The following is a 22,382-nucleotide window of genomic DNA, read 5'->3' on the forward strand; positions in this document are numbered from 1 at the left end:
GGGGATGCCATGCGCCCTTACTCCCGCAGGGGAATGCTCGGAATCGGCGCGGGTGCCGCGGCCGCCGTCTCGCTCGCTGGATGCGGCGGCCTCACGGGGTCAGATGGGTCGAGTCACGCCGACGGTTCCGGAGATTCCGCTCAAGGCGGCTCCAAGCCCAAGCCCACCGCCCGCCCCATCGGCGACGGCTCCACCGCCCACACGGGCAAGCAGCCCCACCAGCCCGGCAAGCCCGAGCCGCTGGAGCCGGGCCAGACCCCGCCGCAGTTCGTCGTGTTCTCCTGGGACGGCGCCGGCGAGGTCGGCAACGGCCTCTTCCCGCGCTTCCTCGACCTCGCCAAGGAGCACGGCGCGAGCATGACCTTCTTCCTGTCCGGGCTGTATCTGCTGCCCGAGTCGAAGAAGCGCCTCTACGACCCGCCGAACAACCCGCGCGGCGCCTCCGACATCGGCTACCTCACCGACGCGCACGTCAAGGACACGCTGAAGAACGTCCGCCGGGCCTGGCTGGAGGGCCACGAGATAGGCACCCACTTCAACGGGCACTTCTGCGGCGAGACCCACGGCTCGGTCAAGAACTGGACGCCCCAGCAGTGGCGCAGCGAGATCGACCAGGCGAAGTCCTTCGTGAAGGAGTGGCGCACCAACACCGGCTGGACCGACCTGCCGTCGCTGCCGTTCGACTACGACAAGGAGCTCGTCGGCGGCCGTACGCCCTGTCTGCTCGGCCAGGACAACCTGCTGCCCACCGCCCGCGAGCTCGGCTGGCGCTACGACGCCTCCTCGCCCGGCGGCCGCCAGGTGTGGCCCGTGAAGCGGCAGGGGATCTGGGACCTGCCCCTACAGCAGATACCTTTCCCCGGCCGGGGCTTCGAGGTCCTCTCGATGGACTACAACATGCTGGCAAATCAGTCCATAAGCACCACAAAGGCGCCCGCGCACAACTACCCGGGCTGGCGGGAACAGTCGGCCCAGGCGTACATCCAGGGCTTCCAGCGGGCCTACGAGTCCAATCGCGCGCCCCTCTTCATCGGCAACCACTTCGAGCAGTGGAACGGCGGCATCTACATGGACGCCGTGGAGGAGGCCTTCAAGCACATCGCGCGCGAGAAGGACAAGGGCGCGGATGTGCGCCTCGTCTCCTTCCGGCAGTTCACCGACTGGCTGGACGTCCAGAAGCCAGAGGTCCTCGACAAGCTCCGTACGCTCGAGGTCGGGCAGCAACCGGCCGGTGGCTGGAAGGGGTTCGTCGAGAAGACCCCGCAGGGGTCCGGGACGCCCTCGAAAAACGCTGCCTGAAATGCGGTTTTCCGCCCGCAAGGGGGGTGCGCGAGAGCCCCGGAACGGGCATGCGAAACTTTTCACATGAGTGCCGCCAGCCGCGCCCCCCTGGGCTCGAACAGCTCGCCCCGCACGACCCGGACCACCCGTTCACCCCGGGTCCGTCGCCGCGCCGCCCTGACCGCCGGTGCCGCCGCGACCGCGCTGCTCGTCTCCGCGTGCGGCTCCGGCGGCACCTCCGGCGGGGGCGGCAACACCAACTTCGTCACCGGCTCCGACGGCACCGCCACGGTCGCCAAGGGCGAGCGCACCCCCGCCCCCGACATGTCCGGCAAGACCATCGCCGGCAAGACGCTCGACGTCGCCGACTTCAAGGGCAAGGTCGTCGTCCTCAACGTGTGGGGCTCCTGGTGCAACCCCTGCCGCGCCGAGGCCAAGTACTTCGCGAAGGTGTCCAAGGCGTACGCCGACAAGGGCGTGCAGTTCGTCGGCATCAACACCCGCGACACCTCCACCGGCGCCGCCCTCGCCTTCGAGAAGGACTGGGACATCACCTACCCCAGCCTCTACGACCCGACCGGCAAGCTGCTGCTGCGCTTCGACAAGGGCACCCTCAACCCGCAGGCGATCCCCTCCACCCTCGTCCTCGACCGGGACGGGAAGATCGCGGCCCGCTCGCTGTCCGCGCTCAGCGAGGAGCGCCTGCTGAAGATGCTCAAGCCCGTCGTCGCGGAGAAGTGACGTGACAGACGTCACCACCCTCGCCGCGGTCACGGACCCCAACGGCACGGTGCTCAACGGCGCCCTGCTGGCGGCCCTGCCGATCGCGCTGCTCGGCGGCCTGGTCTCCTTCTTCTCGCCGTGCGTCCTGCCACTGGTGCCCGGCTATCTCTCCTACGTCACCGGGGTCGCCGGAACCGACCTCGCCGAGGCCCGGCGCGGCCGGATGGTCGCGGGCGCCTCCCTGTTCGTGCTCGGCTTCACCGCCGTGTTCGTCTCCTCCGGGGCTCTGTTCGGCTACTTCGGAGACACGCTCCAGGAGCACAAGGACATCCTGTCCAAGGTGCTCGGCGTGTTCATGATCCTCCTGGGCGTCTTCTTCATGGGCCTGATGCCCTGGCTCACCCAGCGAGAGTTCCGCTTCCACCGCAGGCCGGTGGCAGGGCTGATCGGCGCCCCCCTGCTCGGAGCGCTGTTCGGAATCGGCTGGACCCCCTGCATCGGCCCCACCCTCGCCTCCGTACTGGTCCTCTCCTCCGACCAGGGCAGCGCCGGACGCGGCGCCCTCCTGACCGTCGCGTACTGTCTGGGCCTGGGCGTGCCGTTCGTGCTCGCCGCGGTCGCCTTCCGCAAGGCCCTCGGAGCCTTCGGGTGGATCAAGCGCCACTACGTCTGGGTGATGCGGGTCGGCGGCACCATGATGATCGTGACCGGTCTGCTGCTGCTGACCGGCGCGTGGGACCGCATCGTGCAGGAGATGCAGGTCTGGTCCGACGGCTTCACTGTGGGGATCTGATCGATGAGCAAGACCACCGCCTCCGACCCGGCCCCCTCCGCAGCCGAGGACCAGGACCTGGGCGCCGCCGGCTCCCAGCTCTCCACCGCGCCCAAGGAGGACCTGCCCAACCTGCCCGCCCTGGGCGTCATCGGCTGGGCCCGCTGGTTCTGGCGCCAGCTCACCTCCATGCGGGTCGCGCTGCTGCTGCTCCTGCTGCTCTCCCTCGGCGCGATCCCCGGCTCGCTCATCCCGCAGTCAGGCCAGGACGAGACGAAGGTCGCCGACTTCCGCGAGAACCACGAGACCCTCGGCGAGATCTACGACAAGCTCGGCCTGTTCCACGTCTACGGCTCGGTGTGGTTCTCCGCGATCTACATCCTGCTGTTCATCTCCCTCATCGGCTGCATCGTCCCCCGCACCTGGCAGTTCGTCGGCCAGCTGCGCGGCCGCCCGCCGGGCGCGCCCAAGCGGCTGAACCGGCTGCCCGCCCACACCACCTGGCGCACCACGGCCGAACCCGAGCAGGTCCACGAGGCCGCCCTGGCCCTGCTGAAGAAGCGCCGCTTCCGCGCCCACCTCGCCGGTGACGCCGTCGCCGCCGAGAAGGGCTACGTGCGCGAGCTGGGCAACCTCGCCTTCCACATCGCCCTCATCGTGATGCTGGTCGCCTTCGCCTGGGGCCAGCTCTACAAGTCCGAGGGCAACAAGCTCGTCGTCGAGGGCGCCGGCTTCTCCAACACCCTCACGCAGTACGACGACTTCAAGTCCGGCAACCTCTTCGAGTCCGACGACCTGGTGCCGTTCAGCTTCAACCTCAAGGACTTCACCGGCTCCTATGAGCGCACGGGCCCCAACAAGGGCACCCCGCGCGTCTACAAGGCCGACCTCACCTACAGCGACGGCCCCTACGGCAAGGACCGGAACACCACCGTCGAGGTGAACCACCCCCTGGAGATCGGCGACTCCAAGGTCTACCTCGTCAGCCACGGCTACGCCCCGGTGATCACCGTCCGGGACGCCACGGGCAAGGTCGTCTACGAGGACGCCGTACCGCTGCTGCCGCTGGACGCCAACGTCACCTCCTCCGGAGTCGTCAAGGTCCTCGACGGCTACCGCAACGCCCAGGGCAAGAAGGAACAGCTCGGCTTCAACGCGTTCCTCGTGCCGACCTACGGCGGCCACGCCAGCGGCACGATGCTGTCGCAGTTCCCCGCGCTGGACTCTCCGCTGCTCGCGCTGTCCGCCTACCACGGCGACCTGGGAGCCGACTCGGGCATCCCGCAGAGCGTGTACCAGATGGACAAGACCAACATGAAGGAGTTCAAGGACTCCAAGGGCAAGCTGTTCAAGAGGCTGCTGCGGCCCGGGGACTCCATGACCCTCCCGAACGGCGCCGGTTCGGTCACCTTCGGCAAGACCATCAAGGAGTGGGCCGGCTTCCAGGTCGTCCAGGAGCCCGGCGGCGGCTGGGCCCTCACCGGCTCCATCGCCGCGATCGGCGGCCTCGCCGCCTCCCTGTTCATCCAGCGCCGCCGCGTCTGGGTGCGCGCGGTCCGGGGCGCCGACGGCGTCACCGTCGTCGAGATGGCCGGCCTAGGCCGCAGCGAGTCCGCCAAGGTCCCGGAGGAACTGGGCGACCTCGCCGGAATCCTCTACGACCAGGCCCCGGGCGCGCCCGACCCCGACGACCCCGCAGATTCCCCCGACGCCGACCAGGAGCCGGGCACCGAACCCTCCGTACCTGCCGAAGGGGCTGAGAAGCAGTGACTCTCGCCGCCGCCACCAACGAAAACCTCGCGCAGATCAGCAACGTACTGATCTACTCCTCGATGGCCGTCTACACCCTGGCCTTCTTCGCCTACATCGCCGAATGGATCTTCGGCAGCCGCAGCAAGGTGGCCCGCACCGCCGCCGCGCTCACCGGGCAGGCCGAGAAGGAGGCGGCCCCGGCCGTCACCGTGAACAAGGCCGGCGGCACCGCCGTCCTGGAGCGGCCGAAGGTCACCGTGCGGGCCGCGACCGGCCAGCGGGACGTGCCGGACGGGCCCGGCGCGGCCGGCGGGGACGAGCAGGGCGACCTGTACGGCCGGATCGCCATCTCCCTCACCGTGCTCGCCTTCCTGGTCGAGTTCGGCGGTGTCCTCACCCGCGCCCTCTCGGTGGAGCGGGCGCCGTGGGGCAACATGTACGAGTTCAACATCACCTTCTCCACGGTCGCGGTCGGCGTGTACCTGGGACTGCTGGCGCTGAAGAAGAACGTGCGCTGGCTCGGCCTGTTCCTGATCACCACGGTCCTGCTCGACCTGGGCCTGGCCGTCACCGTCCTCTACACGGCCAGCGACCAGCTCGTCCCGGCGCTGCACTCGTACTGGCTGTACATCCACGTCTCGACGGCGATCTTCTGTGGCGCGGTCTTCTACGTCGGCGCGGTCACCACGATCCTGTACCTCTTCAAGGACTCCTACGAGAACAAGCTCGCGAGCGGCGGCACGCCCGGCACCTTCGCCACCTCCGTGCTGGAGCGGCTGCCCGCCTCGTCCTCCCTGGACAAGTTCGCCTACCGCGTCAACGCCGCCGTCTTCCCGCTGTGGACGTTCACGATCATCGCGGGCGCCATCTGGGCCGGGGACGCCTGGGGCCGCTACTGGGGCTGGGACCCCAAGGAGACCTGGGCCTTCATCACCTGGGTCGCCTACGCCTGTTACCTGCACGCCCGCGCCACCGCCGGCTGGAAGGGCCGCAAGGCCGCCTACCTGGCCCTCCTCGCCTTCGGCTGCTGGCTGTTCAACTACTACGGCGTGAACATCTTCGTCTCCGGCAAGCACTCCTACGCGGGCGTGTAGGCCCCGTAGACGGCGAAGACAACGAAGGCCGGTCCCCGCGACTCCACGTCACGGGAACCGGCCTTCGCCGTCTCCGGGCGCCGCTCCTAGTGCGGCCCGGCGGTACTCGTGATGACGTCCCGCAACCGCTCCGCGTACAGCCGCAGGTTCTTGTGGGCGATGTCCGTGTCCGGGTAGCGGCTGGCGAACCACAGGCCCTCGTGGAGGCGGGTGATCCAGGCGCAGACCTGGTCGCCGTAGGACACCCGCAGCAGCCCGTAGGCGTTCCGGTCCGTCCACTCCTCGGAGCCGGGGATGCCGCGCGTGTCGACGAACGAGACGATCGAGTACAGGTCGGGCGAGGTGGGGCGGAAGTCGGCGCCGAGGAGGTGGAGGACCCGGGCGAGGGGGATGCGCGCGAGCCGCCGGTTGGCCTGGAGGGCGGCGCGTACAGTGCGCAGGGCGCTCGGGAAGTCGGTGGCCTCGGACATGGGGATCTCGATCGGGGCGCCGCCCACGTACCAGCCGACCGACTGCGACCACTGGGACTTCACCCGGGTGTGGAACGGCACGACCGTGCGGTAGACGGGCTCGCCGCCGATCTCGTGGACGATCAGGGCGCTGGCCGCGAGGACCCCGACGAGGCTCCCGCCGTACGGGCGGCAGTACGCCTCGAACGCGGCGGCGGCGTCCGCGTCCACCAGCATCTCGCGCATGAACTTCTGCGTGGGCAGCCCGCCCTCGGGATCCAGCCCCAGGTCGATCGGGAAGCTCGGCAGCCGTCCGTCGCAGCGCTGGATGAACTCCCGCCAGCGGGCGACGATGTCGTGGTCCGCGTCGATGCGGTCGGCGTCCGCCCGCTCGGCCTCGCAGAAGTCGACGTAGCTGCCCACCGGTTCCGGCTCCGGCGCCGCGGTCACCTCGCCGCCCGCGCGGGCCGCCTCGTACAGCTCGTGGATCTCGGCGGGGATGCGGTGGATGGAGTAGGCGTCGACGTTGCTGTGGTCGAACGCCATGTAGACGCTGGTGCGGTCGTCCCGGACCACCGCCGTGTAGATGAGGTTGGGCCAGCGCAGGGCGTCCGCCGTGGTGTCGAAGCGGTCCTGGAGGTGCTGGGCCAGGGCCGCCGGGTCGGTGAAGTCGCCGACCTCCTCGCGGTGCAGGGACACCGAGGAGGCGTCGAGAGTGAAGCGGCGGATCGAGTCGCCGGGACCGCCCGCCCAGCGGAAGCCGCTGCGCAGGGTCTCGTGCCGCAGGGTCCAGCCGCGCAGCGCCTCGCCCAGCGCGTCCAGGTCGGCCCGCCCCGGGATGTCGAACGCCGCGCCCAGCCAGGTCGGCACGAACAGTCCGTCCTCGCGCACGGACCGCGCCGTCCGGAGGTGCGACTCCTGGATGTACGCCGGCGGCCTGGAGTCCTCCGGCAGCGCCTTCGCCGTCGCGACGGTCGCCGGACTGAGTGTCCATTCGACGAGTCGCCCAGGTCGCACCTCGCAACGCTGGATGTCAGTCATTCGCACAGGGCGTCTCCGTTCGCAGGTGGGATAGACCCGACCAAAGGAATGCCGAACTTGCCCTCGACGACACCGGCTTTCGCCACATTTCAATGGAACGGATGGCATCTCGAACGGCGATACGAGCCCTGAGCGGTGCGTTCAGTTGACGCCGATGTCCTCGTGCCACAGCTCCGGGCTGCTCGCGATGAAGTCCCGCATCAGGCCGGCGCACTCTCCGTCGTCCAGCAACACGATCTCCACACCGTGTTCGGAGAGCCAGTCGTGCCCCCCGTGGAAGGTGGCCGCCTCGCCGATCACCACCCTGGAGATGCCGAACTGCCTGACCAGGCCGGAGCAGTACCAGCAGGGGGACAAGGTCGTCACCATCGTCGTGCCCCGGTAGGAGCGCTGCCGCCCGGCCGCGCGGAAGGCGGCCGTCTCCGCGTGCAGGCTGGGGTCGCCGTCCTGCACGCGCCGGTTGTGGCCACGACCCAGCAGGGTGCCGTCGGCGCCGTAGAGGGCGGCGCCGATCGGGATGCCGCCCTCGGCGAGCCCGGCACGGGCCTCCTCGACGGCGGTGGCGAGCCACGCCCGTGCCTGTGCCTGGTCCATGACCTCGTTCATCGGGTCTCCTTCATCGGGTCTCCTTCATCGGGTCTCCTGCGTCGCTTCGGTGAGCCGGTCGAGGTAGGTGTGGAGGGCCCCGGAGCCCTCGATCATGATTCTGGTCCGAGCGGTCAGGGCCTCCCCGCGGGCCGCGACGGCCGCGCGCAGGGCGTCGCTGCTGCCCTCCCTCCTCAACCCCTCCAGCACCGGCCGGATCTGGTCGAACAGATAGTGACTGCGGCGCAGGGTGTGCACGAGCCGGGCGTCCCGCACGTCCGCGGGTTCGTACACCCGGTATCCGGTGGCGCGCTCGCGCCGGGGCGCGAGCAGCCCGGCGCCCTCCCACACCCGCAGCGCCGACGTCCGTACGCCCAGCAGCACGGCCACCTCCCCGATGCGCAGTCCGCCGGACCGGGGGAGGGGCGCGGGCGGCTCGGCGGCCAGCAGCTCCAGGGCCTCGCTCGCGGCCCGCAGCGAGACGCGCTCCTCGTGCAGGGCGGCGTGCGCGGCGTCGACCAGCGCGAGCGCCCCCGGGACGTCCCCCTCGTGCAGGGTCCGCATGATCCGCGTCGCCGGCACCGGCCCGTAGCCCCGCATCAGCGTCCGGTACGCCAGCAGCGCACCGCGGTGCACCTCGGTGAAGGCGCGGTAGCCGGACGCGGTCCGGTCGGCCGGCGGGAGCACACCGGCCTCCTCGTAGTTGCGGATCTGCTGCGTCGAGACACCGGCGGACCGGGCGAGGTCGACGGGGCGGAGTCGGCGTGCGTTCGTCATCGATTTGAAGGTTACGGCAGCATGCATGGCGTTGAGCCGCACAAAAGTCTCAACACCGCACTTCAATGGAAGACTTGAAGGAATGGACACCTTCATTCGCGTGACCGGCGCCCGGCTCCACAACCTCAGGAATGTCTCCCTCTCCCTCCCGAAGAACAAGCTGGTCGTCCTGACCGGCCTGTCCGGCTCCGGCAAGTCCACCCTCGCCTTCGACACCCTCCACAAGGAGGGCCAGCGGCAGTACCTGGAGTCGCTGGGCATGGTCACCGGCTTCGTCAGCAAGCCCGCCGTCGACTCGATCACCGGCCTCTCCCCGTCCATCAGCGTCGACCAGCACCACACCAACCGCAGTCCGCGTTCCACGGTCGGCACGGTCACGGAGGTGTTCACGTATCTGCGGCTGCTGTGGTCGCGCATCGGGGTACGGCCGTGCCCGGGCTGCGGCAAGGACATCCCGCCGCCGTACGCCGAGGGCGCCGACGGCGACGAGGACTCCGAGGACTCCGAGGCGGAGCAGCGGCCCTGCCCGCACTGCGGCACGCCCGTGGCCGAACTCGTGATGGGCTCCTTCTCGTTCAACAAGCCCGCGGGCGCGTGCCCGGAGTGCACCGGCCTCGGCGAGGTGATCCGGCCCGACGTACGGCGTCTGGTCGACGGCACCCGCACGGTCGCCGGGGGCGCGGTGAAGGGCTGGAACGCGAAGTACACCGACTGGAGCATCCCCGTGCTGCGGGCCGCCGCCGGCCACTACGGCTTCACCTTCGACATGGACGCACCGGTCGACGAACTGGGCGACATCCCGAGGGACCTGCTGCTCCACGGCGTCGAAAGCCCCGAGTTCCAGCGGCACTTCCCGGACACCGATCCGCCGGCGACCGTGTCGGGGGGCCGCTTCGAAGGGGTCGCGACGGCGTTGCTGCGCCGCTACAACGACCGTGCCGACGACGCCGAGTACCGCGAACGGGCCGAACAGCAGGGACTGTTGAAGCAGCCCTGCATGGAGTGCGGCGGGACCCGGCTACGAGCGGAGAGCCGGGCGGTGACCGTCCACGGCCTCACCATCGTCGAGGCCGCCCGGCTGCCCCTGGCCGACCTCGACACCTGGCTGGCCGGTCTGCGGGAGCGGTCGGGCGGGGACGAGTGGCTGCTCGTGGAACCGGTCGTCGCCGACCTGGAGGAGCGGGTGCGGCGGCTGGTGGACGTCGGCGTCGGCTATCTCACCCTCGGCCAGGCCACGCCCAGCCTCTCCGCCGGGGAGACGCAACGGCTGCGACTGGCCGCCCTGCTCGGCTCCGGCCTGACCGGCGTCCTCTACGTCCTCGACGAGCCGACGATCGGACTGCACCCGTCCGACACCGAGCGCCTGGTCCGCGTCCTGCGCAGGCTGCGCGACCTGGGCAACACGGTGCTGGTCATCGAGCACGATCTCGATGTGCTGCGGGCGGCGGACCACGTCGTGGATGTCGGCCCGGGGGCGGGGCGCGACGGAGGGCGGATCGTCGCCGAGGGCACGCCGGAGGAGGTCGCGGAGGTGGAGGGTTCGCCGACGGGGGCGTATCTCTCGGGCCGGGTGACGCCGCCGGTGTCACGCGAGCGGGGTGGGGGAGGGGCCGCCCTGGTGATCCGGGGCGCCCGGGCCCACAACCTCAAGGACCTGACCGTACGAATCCCCCTCGGCAGGCTGGTCACCGTCACGGGCCCGTCCGGCTCGGGCAAGTCCACGCTGCTGCTGGACATCCTGGACCGGGCCGCGCGCCGCCGCTTCAACGGGGCGGGGGAGCAGCCCGGCGAGCACGACGGCATCGACGGCTGGGCACACCTGGGCAAGATCGTCACGGTCGACCAGGAGCCGGTGAGCCGGCTGCCACGGTCGAACGCGGCGACGTACTCGGAGGTCTTCACACCCATACGGGAGGTGTTCGCTGCCCGGTCGAAGGGGGCGCTCACGCCGGGCCACTTCTCCTTCAACACGGCTGGTGGGCGGTGCGGGCGCTGTGAGGGGGCCGGGGTGCTGTCGGTCCACATGCACTTCCTGCCGGCCGTGGACGTACGGTGCCCCGCGTGCCGGGGGCGGCGGTTCCGGCACGAGGTGCTCGGGGTCCGGTACGAGGGGTACGACATCGCGGCCGTACTGGAGGCGACGGTGGACGAGGCGCTGGGGGTGTTCCGGGAGGTGCCCGCTGTGGCCGGACGGTTGCGGCGGATGGCCGATGTCGGGCTCGGCTACCTGCCGTTGGGCCAGCCCGCGACCACCCTGTCGGGCGGCGAGGCCCAGCGCCTGAAACTGGCGAAGGAACTGGGGCGCAGGGCAGCCGACCGCACGCTCTACGTCCTCGACGAGCCGACGACGGGCCTGCACGCGGCGGACACGGCACGCCTCCTCGGTGTGCTGCAACGGCTGGTGGACGCCGGGCACTCCGTGATCACCATCGAGCACAACGTGGACGTGATGCGGGCGTCGGACTGGCTGATCGACCTGGGGCCGGTCGGCGGGTCAGGCGGGGGCCGGGTCGTGGCGGAGGGAACCCCGCGGGAGGTGTCGGAGGCACGGGCGTCCCGGACGGGTGGGTTTCTGGCCGGGTGACCTGCGCCGTGCTCTCGGGGCCGCCCGCTTCTTCGGCGGTGCCGTGCTTCCCAGGCCTGCCTGGTCTCAGGGACTCGGCGCGGTCAGGTACCGCTGAATCGTCGGTGCCAGCCATGCCGCGATCTCCGCCCGCGCCAGCCCCACTGCCGGGGGCATCCGCAGCACGTACCGCGTGAGCGCCAGCCCCAGCAGCTGCGACGCCATGAGTGCCGCCCGCGCCGGGACCTGCTCGGGGTCGGGGCACACCTGCCGGGCGACCGGCAGCAGCTGGTCCCGCAGGATGCCCTGCATGCGCTCCGCCCCGGCCTGGTTGGTCACGCCGACCCGCAGCAGGGCCGTGAGGACCTCGTTGTTCTCCCACATGTCGAGGAAGTGCTCGACGAGGATCCGCCCCGCGTCCTGCCGCCGGTCCGCCCCGCTCACGTCCGGCAGTCGCAGGTCGATGGCGACGGCCGCCGCGAAGAGACCCTCCTTGTTGCCGTAGTACCGCATCACCATCGACGGATCGATGTTCGCGTCCTTGGCGATGGCGCGGATGGTGGCTCGCTCGTAGCCGTCGGTCGCGAAGCGCTCGCGGGCCGCCGCGAGGATCGCGCCGCGGGTGGCGTCGGAGCGGCGGGGGGCGCCGGAGCCGGGGACCGGGGGAGTGCTGTCGCTGCCGTTCATGCCAACAAGCGTAGGCCAACGAATGTAGGTCAACAAGTGTTCGCCAACGGCAGTTTGCCAACAACTGTTGACGCCCCCTCGGCGCCTCGCTATCTTCGTCAACGAACGTTGGCCAACATTTGTTGGCACGTAGGTGATGGCATGCAAGAGATGGCATGCAAGAGATGGCAAGCCAGCGTTGGCAACAGGAGGCCACCATGAACGGCACCGCCACCCACCGCACCGTGATCGTCGTCGGCTCCGGCCCCACCGGCCTCCTCCTTGCCGGTGACCTCGCCACAGCCGGCGTCGACGTGACCCTCGTCGAGAAGCGGCCGCGCAAGATCAGCAACCTCTCCCGCGCCTTCGGGGTGCACGCCCGCACCCTGGAGCAGCTCGACGCCCGCGGCCTCGCCGACGAACTCCTCGCCACCGGCGACACCATCACCGGCCTGCGGCTCTTCCGCCGCCTCTCCCTCGATCTGAGCACGCTGCCCTCGCGTTTCCCGTTCCTGCTCATCACCCCGCAGTACGAGGTCGAGCGGCTCCTGGAGCGGCGGGCCCGGGAGGCCGGGGTCGAGTTCGCGTACGAGAGCGACGTCGTGGGGCTGCGGCAGGACGACGAGGGGGTCGACCTCGACGTGCGTGGCGCGGACGGGGCGGTCGTCACCCGCCGGGCGGCCTATGTCGTCGGCGCCGACGGTCACCGGAGCGCCGTGCGGGAGGCGATCGGCCTGGACTTCCCCGGTGTCTCGGTCATCAAGTCGCTGATCCTGGCCGATGTCCGGCTGGCCGAGAAGCCGGAGGGCGTCCTCACCGTCAACGGCCGCGGCGACGCCTTCGCGATGATCGCCTCCTTCGGCGACGGCTGGTACCGGGTCATGGGCTGGAACCGCCGCAACGAGGTCTCCGACGACGCCCCGCTCGACCTCGACGAGGTCAAGGAGATCACCCGCCGTGCCCTGGGCACCGACTACGGCATGCACGACGCCCGCTGGCTCTCCCGTTTCCACAGTGACGAGCGTCAGGCACCGCACTACCGGGTCGGGCGGGTCTTCCTCGCCGGGGACGCCGCGCACATCCACTCCCCGGCCGGCGGGCAGGGCATGAACACCGGCCTCCAGGACGCCGCCAACCTGAGCTGGAAGCTCGCCGCGGCCGTCCAGGGCCGGGCGCCCGAAGGGCTCCTCGACAGCTACGAGGCCGAGCGTCACCCCGTCGGCAGGGCAGTGCTGCGCAGCAGCGGCGGACTGGTCCGGCTGGCCCGCGCGCGGAATCCGCTGCTGCGCGGCGCCCGCGCCCTGGTCTCCGCGTTCGTCGACATGGCCCCGCCCGTCCAGCGCAAGGCCCTGGGGCAGATCACCGGGATCGGCTACGCCTACCCCGCCCCCCGCGGCGCCCACCGCCTCACCGGCACCCGTGTCCCCGACGTCGCCCTGAAGGACGGCCGGCGGCTCTACGAGGTGCTGCGCGGCGGCCGGTTCGTGCTGATCACGCCCGGGACGTACGAAGGCCCCGCTGTCCGCGAGGGATGGCTGACCGTGGAGCGCTGGGCGGGCGACCGCCGGACGGCCGTCCTGGTACGGCCCGACGGATACGTGGCCTGGGCGGCGGAGGGCGCGGACGCGGCGGGGATCGAGGAGGCGGTGGCCCGGTACCTGGGCTAGGCGAGAGCGGGCGGCCCCGACGGTCGCTCCGTCAGCCCTGCCTCTCCAGGACCGCGTAGTCCGCGAAGCTGCGGCGGTAGCGCAGGTGCCGGGTTTCCTGGGTGTGCCTGCGCTGCCACTCCTCGACCTCGCCGGGCGACTGGCACGGCCCCGAACTCGCCCCGCAGTCCGCGTCCTCGCCCGAGACGCAGTACGCCTGGTACTCCGGCAGGGCGGAGGCGTCCTGCACGATCGTGTACGGGACGTACCGGAAGAGCCTGCGGCCCGCCGATTCCCCACCGTGTTCCCTGCCTTGGTGCTGGCGCAGCAGTACGTTCGCGTCCGTCACCGCACTTCCGTCGAACGCGGCTCGGGCCCTGTCCCGCCGGGCGGCGAGTTCCTCGCAGGTCGCGCAGCCGGGCACCGGGACGGGGGGTCGGCTCGGGTCGAAGGTGATCCCTTCCCTGGAACGGTCGTTGGCCGCGCGTACGCCCGCGCTGAGCCGTTCCTCCGGTGTCGCTTCGCGGATCCGCTCCGGGTCGGCCTGCCATTCCCGGCCGCCGCCGACCGGGCGCAGCATCACGTACGGGCCGGTTCTGTCCTGGTACTCGCCGACCTTGTTCGTGTGGGGGTCGTAGACGAGCGATCCCGGTTCCATTGCGTGCTCCTCCGTAACTCTGGGTGTATCGAGCGTTGCGCAGGGGAATGGGCCGGATCAATGTTTCGGGCGTGCGGGTGGTGCACTGTCACGGAGGGGGAGCCGTGAGTCGACGCAATGGCGGGGTGGGGTCGGGGGTCAGTACGGCGGCCGTGTTCGGGGAGGTGCTCAAGCATTTCCGCGAGGCCGCGTTGCTCACGCAGGAGGGCTTGGCGGGGCGTATCCCGTGCGACCGCTCGCACGTGGCGCGGGTGGAGGCGGGGACGAGGGTTCCGACGGACGGTTTCTCGAAGACCTGCGATGAACTGCTGGGCACGGGTGGGGTGTTGCAGCGGTTGTGGGGCAGGATCGACTGGTATCCGCAGGTGGAGCATCCTGATTGGTTCCAACGCCGGGCGGAGATGGACGCGAACGCGGTCAAGCTGTACGAGTACCAGGACATGGTGGTGCCGGGCTTGCTTCAGACGGCGGACTACGCAAGGGCGCTGCTCTCCCAGAAGGCCCGCGGCGAACTGCTGGAAGACCGGGTTCGCGCGCGCCTGAGCCGACAGCAACGCTTCCTCGCAGCGGACGGTCCGTTGTACATCGCGGTGCTGGACGAGAGTTGTCTGCGCCCTGTCGGACCCTCATCCGTGATGCGGGATCAGTGCGCACACCTGCTGAGCCTCGGGCAACGCCCCAACATCCGCATCCAGGTAGCTCCTGCCGGTCGCTACGACCTCGTCCGCCCCAACAGCTCCATGTCCCTGATCACGCTGCCGCACAGCGAGCAGTGGATCTACTCGGAGTCGCTCAGCCGTGGCTACTTCAACAATGATCCGAACGCCTACGACAAACAGTGCCAGGCCTATGATGTGCTCAGGGCTGACGCTCCGTCTGCCCTGGAATCAGCCGCATTGATCAGGGAGGCGATGGAAGGGTATGAGCGCAACGATGAAAAGCCTCGCCGCAGCGACCTGGATCAAGAGCAGCTACAGCGGAAACGACGCAGGCAACTGCATAGAAATAGCCCCCGGATTCCCCAACACCGTCCCGGTCCGCGACAGCAAAGCCCCTGACAGAGCCGTGCTGTTGGTGTCCCGTGAAGCCTGGGCGGCATTCACCTCGTGTCTTCGCTGAGGCCGGAGGACCCGCGCTCCATAGGCGACTACCAGCTGCTGGGGCGGCTGGGCGCCGGAGGAATGGGCCGGGTCTACCTGGGGCGTTCGCCGGGTGGGCGGGACGTCGCCGTCAAGGTCGTGCACGCCGAGCTGGTGCGCAGGCCGGAGTTCAGGTCCCGGTTCCGCCGGGAGGTGGAGGCGGCCCGGTTGGTCAGCGGCGCCTTCACCGCCCCCGTCATCGACGCCGACCCGGACGCACCGCTGCCCTGGCTGGTCACCAGCTACATCGCGGGCCCGTCGCTGGAGCAGGCGGTCGCAGAGCAGGGCCCCTTCGGCACCGACGCCGTACGGCGCCTCGCCGCGGGGCTCGCCGAGGCGCTCGTGTCGATCCACTCGGTGAACCTGGTCCACCGTGACCTCAAGCCGTCCAACGTGCTGCTCGCTCAGGACGGGCCGCGTGTCATCGACTTCGGGATCGTGCGCAGTGTGGAGGGCGACTCGATCACCGGGACCGGGCACATGGCGGGCTCGCCCGGGTTCATGTCGCCGGAGCAGGTCAGCGGCGACGAGATCACGCCCGCCACCGACATCTTCTGCCTGGGCGCGGTCCTGGCCTTCGCGGCGACCGGCGTCAACCCCTTCGGCGAGGGCCTCACTCCCGCCCTGCTCTACCGGGTCGTGCACAACGAGCCCGATGTCGCCGCCGTCTCGGACCCTGAGCTGCGGGCCCTGATCTCCGCGTGCCTCGCGAAGGACCCCGCCGGCCGTCCCACGCCGCGCGACATCCTCACCCGGGTCGGGCCCGCCGACGCCGAGAGCACGATGGCTCTCCCTCGCATCGCACCAGCACGCCAGGCCAGGCCCACGCGTGAGGCTGTCGAGCCCCGGCCGGTACGGCAGGACACCCGGGTCGCCCCCGCCCCGGAACCTGCCCGTCGTAGCCGACGCGCGCTCCTGCTCTCCGGAGTCGGCGCGCTCGCCGCGCTCGGCACCGGCGCCGGTGTCTGGCTCGGCAAGCCCGAGGCCGAGGGCGACAACGCGGACCCACCTCCGGCCGGTGCTCCGGCCCCGGCCCGGCCGGTCGGCCTCTGGCCCCTCGACGAGGCGTCCGGCGCGCTCGCGAGGGACACCGCCGGTGACAACGACGGCACCGCGAGCGGGGTCAGGTGGCGGGCGGGTGGCCAGGGCGCCGCCGAGTTCGACGGGAGCGGCAGCCAGATCATCACCGAGGTGCCGGTGCTGAGGACCGGTGCGGGGCGCAGCTTCACGGTCGCGGCCTGGGTCCGTCTCTCCACCGAGCCGGGCCACTTCGCCACCGCCGTCAGCCAGGAGGCCGGTGACGCCAGCGGCTTCTACCTCCAGTACTCCAGCGACGAGAAGCGCTGGGCCTTCGCCCGGCCCGGACAGCGCGCCGTCGGGTACTCCGTGCCCGCCGTGAACACCTGGACGCACCTGGTGGGCGTCTGCGACGGGCCCGGACGCAAGCTGCGGCTCTACGTCGACGGTGTGCAGCAGGCGGAGACCCGTGACATCCGGCCACTGCCCGCACCCGGCGGCCTGATGATCGGCCGCGCGACCTTCGACGGGCGCCCCAGCGACTTCTTCCCCGGCGCGATCAGGGACGTACGCGTCTTCGACAAGGCCCTCACCAGCGAGCGGATCAAGACGCTGGCGTGAGGGGCGGCGGGGTCAGGGCTCGTCCCGCTTCAGGTCGTCGTCCTTGGTTCTGGGGTCGGATGGACGGGTATCCCTACGAGCATCATGCACAAGTCGGAACTCCGTGCGGCATCTTGGATCAAGAGCAGCTACAGCGACGCCAACGGCGGCAACTGCGTAGAAGTTGCCCCCGATTTCCCCGAAGCCGTCCCCGTCCGCGACAGCAAGAACCATGACGGACCGGTCCTGGTCGTCACCCGGTCCGCCTGGTCCGCGTTCATCGGCTCCGTGCGCTGAACTACTGCCCGCTCATCATCTGCAGGATCCGGTTGGCTGCCTCGGCGACCGGCTGACCCACGGCCCCGACGGCCGCGGCGATCGCGGCGACAGCCACCAGCGCTCGGTGCCGCTCCTGTACGGGTGCCGCGTCCGCGGCCAGCACGGGCAGGGACTCGTCGATGAGCTGCGCGCTCGGCTGTGGAAGCTGATCGCGCAGCTCCCTGACTTCGCGGATCAGTTCGGCGAGGGCCAGCCGCAGGGCGGGGTCCGTGTCGCCGCCGGCCTCGTTCTTCACGATGCCCGTGTTGCCGCTGCCGCCGTGCATGCTGACGTTGTCGCCGTAGTAGTAGTTGTTGCCGCTCATGCCGCGATCCCCACGTTGCCGCTGCCGCCGTACATGTTGACGTTGTCGCCGAAGTGGTAGTTGGTGGGCGAGTTGATGGTGAGCTGCTCCACCGTCACCTGGAACTCGGTGTCGGGGTTCTCCAGCGCGCCCGCCACGTAGCTCACGAGCTGGTCGAGGTGCTGCGGGGTCCGGCTGGTGACCATGGCGGTGGACGGGCCGGCCGTCTCGACGGCGAGGACGTAGTGGGACTGCGCCGTGACCACGGAGAGCATCTCGACGAAGAAGTAGATCAGCGCCGCACCGGAGCAGATCCACACGAAGATGATCAGCCCTCCGCCGCCGCCGCTGGACTGGCTGCTTTCGTACGGGGATCCGCTGTCGCTTGCCTCGTTCGCGAGGGAGATCAGACCGGCGATGACCGACAGGCCGATGGCCACGGCCAGGATGATCCCGGTGCGTGCCAGGAAGCGGAACACCGCCTCCTTGCGCTTCGGACGAAGGGTGAACGTGTACACCCGTGCGATGTTCCGTAGTGGATAGGCCGCTGTGCCCACCCATAACAGCCGCTTGCTGACGCGCAGTTCGATGTCCGTCATGGCGCGCGGCGGGGTGGCGGGCGGGGGTGGGACGTCCCACTGTCCCGGTGGCTGTCCTGTTTCCATGGAGCCCCCTGAGGTCTGGTGAAGGCACAGTGAGAGCGGTCACTGTGTGAACACCATTGACGACCATGCGTTTCCCCGGAGCAAGTGTTTTCACAGAAGCCCCGCAGAGCAGACCGTGCGCGCCCCTCAGGACTCGTCGCGCCTCGGGTCGTCGTCCCTGTCGCCGTCCCTCTTCGGGTCCTCGTCGAGGGACTTGAGGAAGTCGGGGTTGTCGTCGGGCGCGACCCACTGCCGGGAGCGGCCGCCCCGGGCGCCGGACCAGCCCTCGGCGGCCGGGCGGCGCTTCTTTCCGGCGATGAGCCAGGAGATCGAACCGACGAGGGGGAACACCAGCACGAGCAGTGCCCAAAGCGGCTTGGGCATGTGGCGGATGTCGTCGTCCTTGGTGCTGATGCAGTCGATGAACGCGTACACGCTCAGCGCCAGCGGCACGAGGAACATCAGTACCCGGAGCATGCGGCCTCTCAGCGAAAGCGGGTGGGCGGTTCAGGGCCAGGGTAGCCGCTCGGGGATACTGGACCGCATGGCTTACGACGATCTTCGCTCCCTGCTCAGGGCGCTGGAGCGCGAGGGCGACCTCAAGCGCATCAAGGCCGAGGTGGACCCGTATCTGGAGATCGGGGAGATCGTCGACCGGGTGCAGAAGGCCGGCGGCCCCGCGCTGCTCTTCGAGAACGTGCGCGGGTCGGGCATGCCGCTCGCGATGAACGTGTTCGGCACGGACCGGCGGCTGCTGAAGGCGCTGGAGCTGAAGTCGTACGGCGAGATCTCCGAGCGGATCGGCGGGCTGCTGAAGCCCGAGCTGCCGCACGGGTTCGTCGGCGTGCGCGAGGCCTTCGGAAAGCTCGGCTCGATGACCCACGTCCCGCCGAAGAAGGTCAAGGACGGCCCGGTGCAGGAAGTCGTCCTGACCGGGGACGACGTCGACCTCGACCAGCTGCCCGCCCTCTTCACCTGGCCGAAGGACGGCGGCTCCTTCTTCAATCTGGGGCTCACCCACACCAAGGACCCGGAGAGCGGCGTCCGCAACCTCGGTCTTTACCGCCTCCAGCGCCACGACAAGCGCACCATCGGCATGCACTGGCAGATCCACAAGGACAGTCGCAACCACTACCAGGTGGCGGCCAGGCGCGGGGAGCGGCTGCCCGTCGCCATCGCCTTCGGGTGCCCGCCCGCCGTGACGTACGCGTCCACGGCCCCGCTGCCCGGGGACATCGACGAGTACCTGTTCGCCGGGTTCCTCGCGGGCAAGCGGATCGAGATGGTCGACTGCAAGACCGTGCCGCTCCAGGTTCCGGCGCAGGCGGAGGTCGTCATCGAGGGCTGGCTGGAGCCCGGCGAGATGCTGCCGGAGGGGCCGTTCGGTGACCACACCGGCTTCTACACCCCGCAGGAGCCCTTCCCCGCGCTGAAGATCGACTGCGTGACGATGCGGAAGCGGCCGCTGCTCCAGTCGATCGTGGTGGGTCGCCCTCCGACGGAGGACGGGCCGCTGGGCCGGGCGACGGAACGCTTCTTCCTTCCGCTGCTGAAGATCATCATCCCGGACATCGTGGACTATCACCTGCCGGAGGCGGGCGGCTTCCACAACTGCGCGATCGTCTCGATCGACAAGAAGTACCCGAAGCACGCGCAGAAGGTCATGCACGCCATCTGGGGCGCGCACATGATGTCGCTGACCAAGCTGATCGTGGTCGTCGACTCCGACTGCGACGTCCACGATCAGCACGAGGTCGCCTGGCGGGCCCTCGGCAACACCGACTACGCCCGGGATCTGAGCATCGTCGAAGGGCCCGTCGACCACCTCGACCACGCCTCCTACCAGCAGTTCTGGGGCGGCAAGGCGGGCATCGACGCGACGAAGAAGTGGCCCGAGGAGGGCTACACCCGCGACGGCGGCTGGCCCGACATGGTGGAGTCCGACCCGGAGACGGCGGCGAAGGTGGACCGTCGCTGGAAGGAGTACGGGCTGTGAGCTCCGCATCCGCCGCGATCCCCCAGCCGGGACGCACCAAGGCGTTCCTGCGTCTGGTGATGATCGAGCACTCGGTCTTCGCGCTGCCCTTCGCCTATATCGCCGCGCTCACGGCGATGTTCCAGCTGGACCGGAACATCCACTGGGGGCGGCTGCTGCTGGTCACCGTCTGCATGGTGGGGCTGCGTACCTTCGCCATGGCGGTCAACCGGATCATCGACCGGGAGATCGACGCCCGTAACCCGCGTACGGCACAGCGCGAGCTGGTGACGGGCGCGATGTCGGTGAAGCACGCCTGGACGGGCGCCCTCGTCGCCCTCGTCGTCTTCCTCGGCGCGGCGGCCCTGCTCAACCCCCTCTGCCTGGCCCTGGCCCCCATCGCGGTGATCCCGATGGTGGTCTACCCCTACGGCAAGCGGTTCACGAACTTCCCGCAGGCCATCCTGGGTCTCGCCCAGGCGATGGGCCCGGTCGGCGGCTGGCTGGCGATCACCGGTTCCTGGTCCTGGGACGCGGTGATACTCGGACTCGCGGTCGGCATCTGGATCGGCGGCTTCGACCTGATCTACGCCTGCCAGGACGTCGAGACGGACCGCGAGATCGGCGTCATGTCCGTCCCGGCCCGCTTCGGCATCCCGGCGGCGGTCTGGGGAGCACGCGTCTGCCACGCCCTCACGACGGCCCTGTTCGTCTGGTACGCCCTGACCACCGATGCCGGTGCCTTCTTCTGGCTGGGCCTGCTGATCGTCGCGGGCGCGTTCCTCTACGAGCACTCGATCGTCCGCCCGCACGACCTGTCCCGCGTGAACCGTGCCTTCTTCAGCGTCAACGGCTTCATCGGGATCGCCCTGTTCGTGTGCGCGCTGCTGGATCTGCTGGTGCGTGGCCTCACCGTATGAGCCCTACGAGCATCACCGTATGAGCTCGGGCGGCGCCGCCGGGTGGCGGCGGAACGCGAACGCCGCCGCCACACCGGCCAGCAGGCCCAGCAGGTGGCCCTGCCAGCTCACGCCCGTCTGGGTCGGGGCCAGGCCCGCCAGGATCGAGCCGCCCCAGATCGCGGCGATCAGCACACCCGCCAGGATGCCCAGAGGGCGGCGCTCGACGAAGCCGCTCACCAGCAGGAAGCCGAAGAGGCCGAAGATCAGGCCGGAGGCTCCCGCGGTGTTGGTGTGGTCCGGGGATATGAGCCAGACGCCCAGGCCGTCGACGAGGATGATCAGCGCCGCCACCAGGAGGAAACGGCGCAGCCCCGAGAGCGCGGCCAGGAAGCCCAGCACCAGCAGCGGCACCGTGTTCGCCGCCAGATGGGCGAAGCCGAAGTGGATGAACGCCGAGGGGACGACGTCCACCAGTTCGGACGGCTCGCGTGGGGTGACCCCGAAGCCGTCCAGCGCGTGGCCGGTCGCCACGTCCACCACTTCCAGCAGCCACAACAGCGCGACCCAGGCCAGTATCAGCTTGCCCGCGGCCATCGCGCGGTCGCCGCTCGACCACCTCGCTCCGACACCCGACATGGCGACCCCCAGTGCTCGCTCATCTCCTCCTTGCAACGGCCCGCACCCCTGCGCCGGTTCCCACCCTGTGACGCCCGATAGGCTCGGTGTTGTGAACCCAGTCAAGCCAGGCGAGACGCCACGTACGCCTTGGATCGTAGGGGTGTCCGGGGCCTCCGGCACCCCGTATGCCGCTGCCGTGCTGCGGGCCCTCCTCGCGGCCGGCGAGAGCGTCGATCTCGTGGTCTCCCGGGCCTCCCGGCTCACCCTGCTGGACGAGACCGGGATCTCCTTCCGGGACGCCCACTGGCGTGACGACCTGCGGGAATGGCTGTCCCGTGGCGCCGACGGCAAGCCGGACACCTTCTCCGTCGACCTCGACGCCGTACGGCACTGGAGCGCCGGCGACCTGGCCGCCGGGCCCTCCTCGGGGTCGTACCCCACCAAGGGCATGCTGATCGTGCCCGCCTCGACGGCGAGTGTGGCCGGGGTCGCGCTCGGGCTGTCGAAGGATCTGCTGCAGCGGGCGGCGAGCGTGACCCTGAAGGAGGGCCGCCCCCTCGTCGTGGCCGTACGCGAGACCCCGCTGAACGGCCAGACCCTGCGGCACCTGGTCACCCTCGACGACGCGGGCGCGAGTGTCGTACCGGCCTCACCCGCCTTCTACGCGGGCGCGACGCACATCCAGGACCTGGTGGACTTCGTCGCCGGACGCGTACTCGACACGGCGGGCGTGCCGCACCGGCTCTACCGCCGTTGGCAAGGTGAGCTGGGCGGCGGATCACACCGCGCCGGCTGAGCAGGCTGAGCACGACCCCGAACCTCATCGGACTCACAGACAACTTCAGCGGAAGGCTTCGA

Annotated in this window: 23 protein-coding genes; 14 read left to right on the plus strand and 9 right to left on the minus strand. The window is 70.2% G+C overall.

The window, feature by feature from the left end; genetic code table 11:
- Positions 1-9: 9 nt before the first annotated feature.
- The 5 genes from ACIBK5_RS11340 to ccsB all read left to right on the plus strand — a co-directional run bounded on the left by ACIBK5_RS11340 (position 10) and on the right by ccsB (position 5,622).
- Positions 10-1,299, plus strand: a complete 1,290-nt coding sequence (locus ACIBK5_RS11340) for a polysaccharide deacetylase family protein (protein ID WP_399018487.1) — start codon at positions 10-12, stop codon at positions 1,297-1,299.
- A gap of 66 nt (positions 1,300-1,365) precedes the next feature.
- On the plus strand, positions 1,366-2,022 hold the full coding sequence (locus tag ACIBK5_RS11345; RefSeq protein WP_399018488.1) for a TlpA family protein disulfide reductase: 657 nt from the start codon (positions 1,366-1,368) through the stop codon (positions 2,020-2,022).
- A gap of 1 nt (position 2,023) precedes the next feature.
- Entirely contained in the window at positions 2,024-2,797 is a 774-nt protein-coding gene (locus ACIBK5_RS11350) for a cytochrome c biogenesis CcdA family protein (RefSeq protein ID WP_399018490.1), read from the plus strand.
- 3 nt (positions 2,798-2,800) lie between these two features.
- Positions 2,801-4,546 carry a cytochrome c biogenesis protein ResB gene (locus ACIBK5_RS11355; RefSeq protein WP_399018491.1) on the plus strand — a complete coding sequence of 582 codons (1,746 nt, stop codon included), beginning with the start codon at positions 2,801-2,803 and terminating at the stop codon, positions 4,544-4,546.
- On the plus strand, positions 4,543-5,622 hold the full coding sequence (gene ccsB, locus ACIBK5_RS11360; protein WP_399018493.1) for a c-type cytochrome biogenesis protein CcsB: 1,080 nt from the start codon (positions 4,543-4,545) through the stop codon (positions 5,620-5,622). The genes ACIBK5_RS11355 and ccsB overlap by 4 nt, the downstream gene beginning before the upstream one ends.
- An 86-nt stretch (positions 5,623-5,708) precedes the next feature.
- Here the strand turns inward: ccsB and ACIBK5_RS11365 are convergent, their stop codons facing one another.
- The 3 genes from ACIBK5_RS11365 to ACIBK5_RS11375 form a co-directional block, all read right to left on the minus strand.
- Positions 5,709-7,118: a condensation domain-containing protein gene (locus ACIBK5_RS11365; RefSeq protein ID WP_399018494.1), complete on the minus strand. Its 1,410-nt coding sequence runs from the start codon at positions 7,116-7,118 to the stop codon at positions 5,709-5,711.
- A 135-nt stretch (positions 7,119-7,253) separates the two neighbouring features.
- Positions 7,254-7,718, minus strand: a complete 465-nt coding sequence (locus ACIBK5_RS11370) for a nucleoside deaminase (protein WP_399018496.1) — start codon at positions 7,716-7,718, stop codon at positions 7,254-7,256.
- Positions 7,719-7,742: 24 nt separating this feature from the next.
- Entirely contained in the window at positions 7,743-8,474 is a 732-nt protein-coding gene (locus ACIBK5_RS11375; RefSeq protein ID WP_399018498.1) for a MerR family transcriptional regulator, read from the minus strand.
- An 82-nt stretch (positions 8,475-8,556) separates the two neighbouring features.
- Between ACIBK5_RS11375 and uvrA the strand changes: the two genes are divergently transcribed.
- Positions 8,557-11,058: an excinuclease ABC subunit UvrA gene (gene uvrA, locus ACIBK5_RS11380; protein WP_399018500.1), complete on the plus strand. Its 2,502-nt coding sequence runs from the start codon at positions 8,557-8,559 to the stop codon at positions 11,056-11,058.
- Between the two features lie 66 nt (positions 11,059-11,124).
- Here uvrA and ACIBK5_RS11385 read toward each other — a convergent pair whose 3' ends face one another.
- Complete coding sequence (locus ACIBK5_RS11385) at positions 11,125-11,724, minus strand: TetR family transcriptional regulator (RefSeq protein ID WP_399018502.1); 600 nt, start codon at positions 11,722-11,724, stop codon at positions 11,125-11,127.
- A 197-nt stretch (positions 11,725-11,921) separates the two neighbouring features.
- Here ACIBK5_RS11385 and ACIBK5_RS11390 point away from each other — a divergent pair, with 197 nt between their 5' ends.
- Positions 11,922-13,370, plus strand: coding sequence for an FAD-dependent monooxygenase (locus tag ACIBK5_RS11390; protein ID WP_399018503.1), 1,449 nt, complete (start codon positions 11,922-11,924; stop codon positions 13,368-13,370).
- A gap of 31 nt (positions 13,371-13,401) precedes the next feature.
- On the opposite strand, the gene ACIBK5_RS11395 is transcribed toward ACIBK5_RS11390, so the two are convergent.
- Positions 13,402-14,007 carry a hypothetical protein gene (locus tag ACIBK5_RS11395; RefSeq protein WP_399018505.1) on the minus strand — a complete coding sequence of 202 codons (606 nt, stop codon included), beginning with the start codon at positions 14,005-14,007 and terminating at the stop codon, positions 13,402-13,404.
- Positions 14,008-14,111: 104 nt separating this feature from the next.
- On the opposite strand from ACIBK5_RS11395, the gene ACIBK5_RS11400 reads away from it, so the two are divergent.
- The 4 genes from ACIBK5_RS11400 (at position 14,112) to ACIBK5_RS11415 (ending at position 17,060) form a co-directional block, all read left to right on the plus strand.
- Positions 14,112-15,065, plus strand: coding sequence for a Scr1 family TA system antitoxin-like transcriptional regulator (locus tag ACIBK5_RS11400; protein WP_399018507.1), 954 nt, complete (start codon positions 14,112-14,114; stop codon positions 15,063-15,065).
- Positions 15,013-15,126: a DUF397 domain-containing protein gene (locus ACIBK5_RS11405; RefSeq protein ID WP_391103640.1), complete on the plus strand. Its 114-nt coding sequence runs from the start codon at positions 15,013-15,015 to the stop codon at positions 15,124-15,126. The genes ACIBK5_RS11400 and ACIBK5_RS11405 overlap by 53 nt, the downstream gene beginning before the upstream one ends.
- Entirely contained in the window at positions 15,114-16,784 is a 1,671-nt protein-coding gene (locus tag ACIBK5_RS11410; protein ID WP_399018509.1) for a LamG-like jellyroll fold domain-containing protein, read from the plus strand. The genes ACIBK5_RS11405 and ACIBK5_RS11410 overlap by 13 nt, the downstream gene beginning before the upstream one ends.
- An 84-nt stretch (positions 16,785-16,868) precedes the next feature.
- Complete coding sequence (locus ACIBK5_RS11415) at positions 16,869-17,060, plus strand: DUF397 domain-containing protein (RefSeq protein WP_399018510.1); 192 nt, start codon at positions 16,869-16,871, stop codon at positions 17,058-17,060.
- A 1-nt stretch (position 17,061) separates the two neighbouring features.
- Here ACIBK5_RS11415 and ACIBK5_RS11420 read toward each other — a convergent pair whose 3' ends face one another.
- From ACIBK5_RS11420 to ACIBK5_RS11430, 3 genes are all read right to left on the minus strand, one after another.
- On the minus strand, positions 17,062-17,406 hold the full coding sequence (locus ACIBK5_RS11420) for a hypothetical protein (protein ID WP_399018511.1): 345 nt from the start codon (positions 17,404-17,406) through the stop codon (positions 17,062-17,064).
- Complete coding sequence (locus tag ACIBK5_RS11425) at positions 17,403-18,050, minus strand: DUF6232 family protein (protein ID WP_399018513.1); 648 nt, start codon at positions 18,048-18,050, stop codon at positions 17,403-17,405. The genes ACIBK5_RS11420 and ACIBK5_RS11425 overlap by 4 nt, the downstream gene beginning before the upstream one ends.
- Before the next feature lie 126 nt (positions 18,051-18,176).
- Positions 18,177-18,506, minus strand: a complete 330-nt coding sequence (locus ACIBK5_RS11430; RefSeq protein ID WP_399018514.1) for a PLD nuclease N-terminal domain-containing protein — start codon at positions 18,504-18,506, stop codon at positions 18,177-18,179.
- A 67-nt stretch (positions 18,507-18,573) separates the two neighbouring features.
- Here ACIBK5_RS11430 and ACIBK5_RS11435 point away from each other — a divergent pair, with 67 nt between their 5' ends.
- Both ACIBK5_RS11435 and mqnP read left to right on the plus strand, forming a co-directional pair.
- A complete protein-coding gene (locus ACIBK5_RS11435) occupies positions 18,574-20,025 on the plus strand; it encodes a menaquinone biosynthesis decarboxylase (RefSeq protein WP_399018515.1) in 1,452 nt (483 codons plus the stop codon).
- A complete protein-coding gene (gene mqnP, locus ACIBK5_RS11440) occupies positions 20,022-20,924 on the plus strand; it encodes a menaquinone biosynthesis prenyltransferase MqnP (RefSeq protein WP_399018517.1) in 903 nt (300 codons plus the stop codon). Before ACIBK5_RS11435 ends, mqnP begins: the two co-directional genes overlap by 4 nt.
- A 12-nt stretch (positions 20,925-20,936) precedes the next feature.
- Here the strand turns inward: mqnP and ACIBK5_RS11445 are convergent, their stop codons facing one another.
- A complete protein-coding gene (locus ACIBK5_RS11445) occupies positions 20,937-21,542 on the minus strand; it encodes a rhomboid family intramembrane serine protease (protein ID WP_399018519.1) in 606 nt (201 codons plus the stop codon).
- Between the two features lie 91 nt (positions 21,543-21,633).
- On the opposite strand from ACIBK5_RS11445, the gene ACIBK5_RS11450 reads away from it, so the two are divergent.
- Positions 21,634-22,320: a UbiX family flavin prenyltransferase gene (locus tag ACIBK5_RS11450; protein WP_399018521.1), complete on the plus strand. Its 687-nt coding sequence runs from the start codon at positions 21,634-21,636 to the stop codon at positions 22,318-22,320.
- Positions 22,321-22,382: the final 62 nt, after the last annotated feature.

Origin of the sequence: Streptomyces sp. NPDC050546, assembly GCF_044457425.1 — a bacterium.
GTDB lineage: Bacteria > Actinomycetota > Actinomycetes > Streptomycetales > Streptomycetaceae > Streptomyces.

Excerpts from the sequence above, each read along its gene's own strand:
- ACIBK5_RS11340 (WP_399018487.1), top strand. The coding sequence starts at position 10 with ATGCGCCCTTACTCCCGCAGGGGAATGCTCGGAATCGGCGCGGGTGCC.
- ACIBK5_RS11345 (WP_399018488.1), top strand. The coding sequence starts at position 1,366 with ATGAGTGCCGCCAGCCGCGCCCCCCTGGGCTCGAACAGCTCGCCCCGC.
- ACIBK5_RS11355 (WP_399018491.1), top strand. The coding sequence starts at position 2,801 with ATGAGCAAGACCACCGCCTCCGACCCGGCCCCCTCCGCAGCCGAGGAC.
- ACIBK5_RS11370 (WP_399018496.1), bottom strand. The coding sequence starts at position 7,718 with ATGAACGAGGTCATGGACCAGGCACAGGCACGGGCGTGGCTCGCCACC.
- ACIBK5_RS11375 (WP_399018498.1), bottom strand. The coding sequence starts at position 8,474 with ATGACGAACGCACGCCGACTCCGCCCCGTCGACCTCGCCCGGTCCGCC.
- uvrA (WP_399018500.1), top strand. The coding sequence starts at position 8,557 with ATGGACACCTTCATTCGCGTGACCGGCGCCCGGCTCCACAACCTCAGG.
- ACIBK5_RS11385 (WP_399018502.1), bottom strand. The coding sequence starts at position 11,724 with ATGAACGGCAGCGACAGCACTCCCCCGGTCCCCGGCTCCGGCGCCCCC.
- ACIBK5_RS11390 (WP_399018503.1), top strand. The coding sequence starts at position 11,922 with ATGAACGGCACCGCCACCCACCGCACCGTGATCGTCGTCGGCTCCGGC.
- ACIBK5_RS11395 (WP_399018505.1), bottom strand. The coding sequence starts at position 14,007 with ATGGAACCGGGATCGCTCGTCTACGACCCCCACACGAACAAGGTCGGC.
- ACIBK5_RS11415 (WP_399018510.1), top strand. The coding sequence starts at position 16,869 with ATGCACAAGTCGGAACTCCGTGCGGCATCTTGGATCAAGAGCAGCTAC.
- ACIBK5_RS11420 (WP_399018511.1), bottom strand. The coding sequence starts at position 17,406 with ATGAGCGGCAACAACTACTACTACGGCGACAACGTCAGCATGCACGGC.
- ACIBK5_RS11425 (WP_399018513.1), bottom strand. The coding sequence starts at position 18,050 with ATGGAAACAGGACAGCCACCGGGACAGTGGGACGTCCCACCCCCGCCC.
- ACIBK5_RS11430 (WP_399018514.1), bottom strand. The coding sequence starts at position 18,506 with ATGCTCCGGGTACTGATGTTCCTCGTGCCGCTGGCGCTGAGCGTGTAC.
- ACIBK5_RS11435 (WP_399018515.1), top strand. The coding sequence starts at position 18,574 with ATGGCTTACGACGATCTTCGCTCCCTGCTCAGGGCGCTGGAGCGCGAG.
- ACIBK5_RS11445 (WP_399018519.1), bottom strand. The coding sequence starts at position 21,542 with ATGTCGGGTGTCGGAGCGAGGTGGTCGAGCGGCGACCGCGCGATGGCC.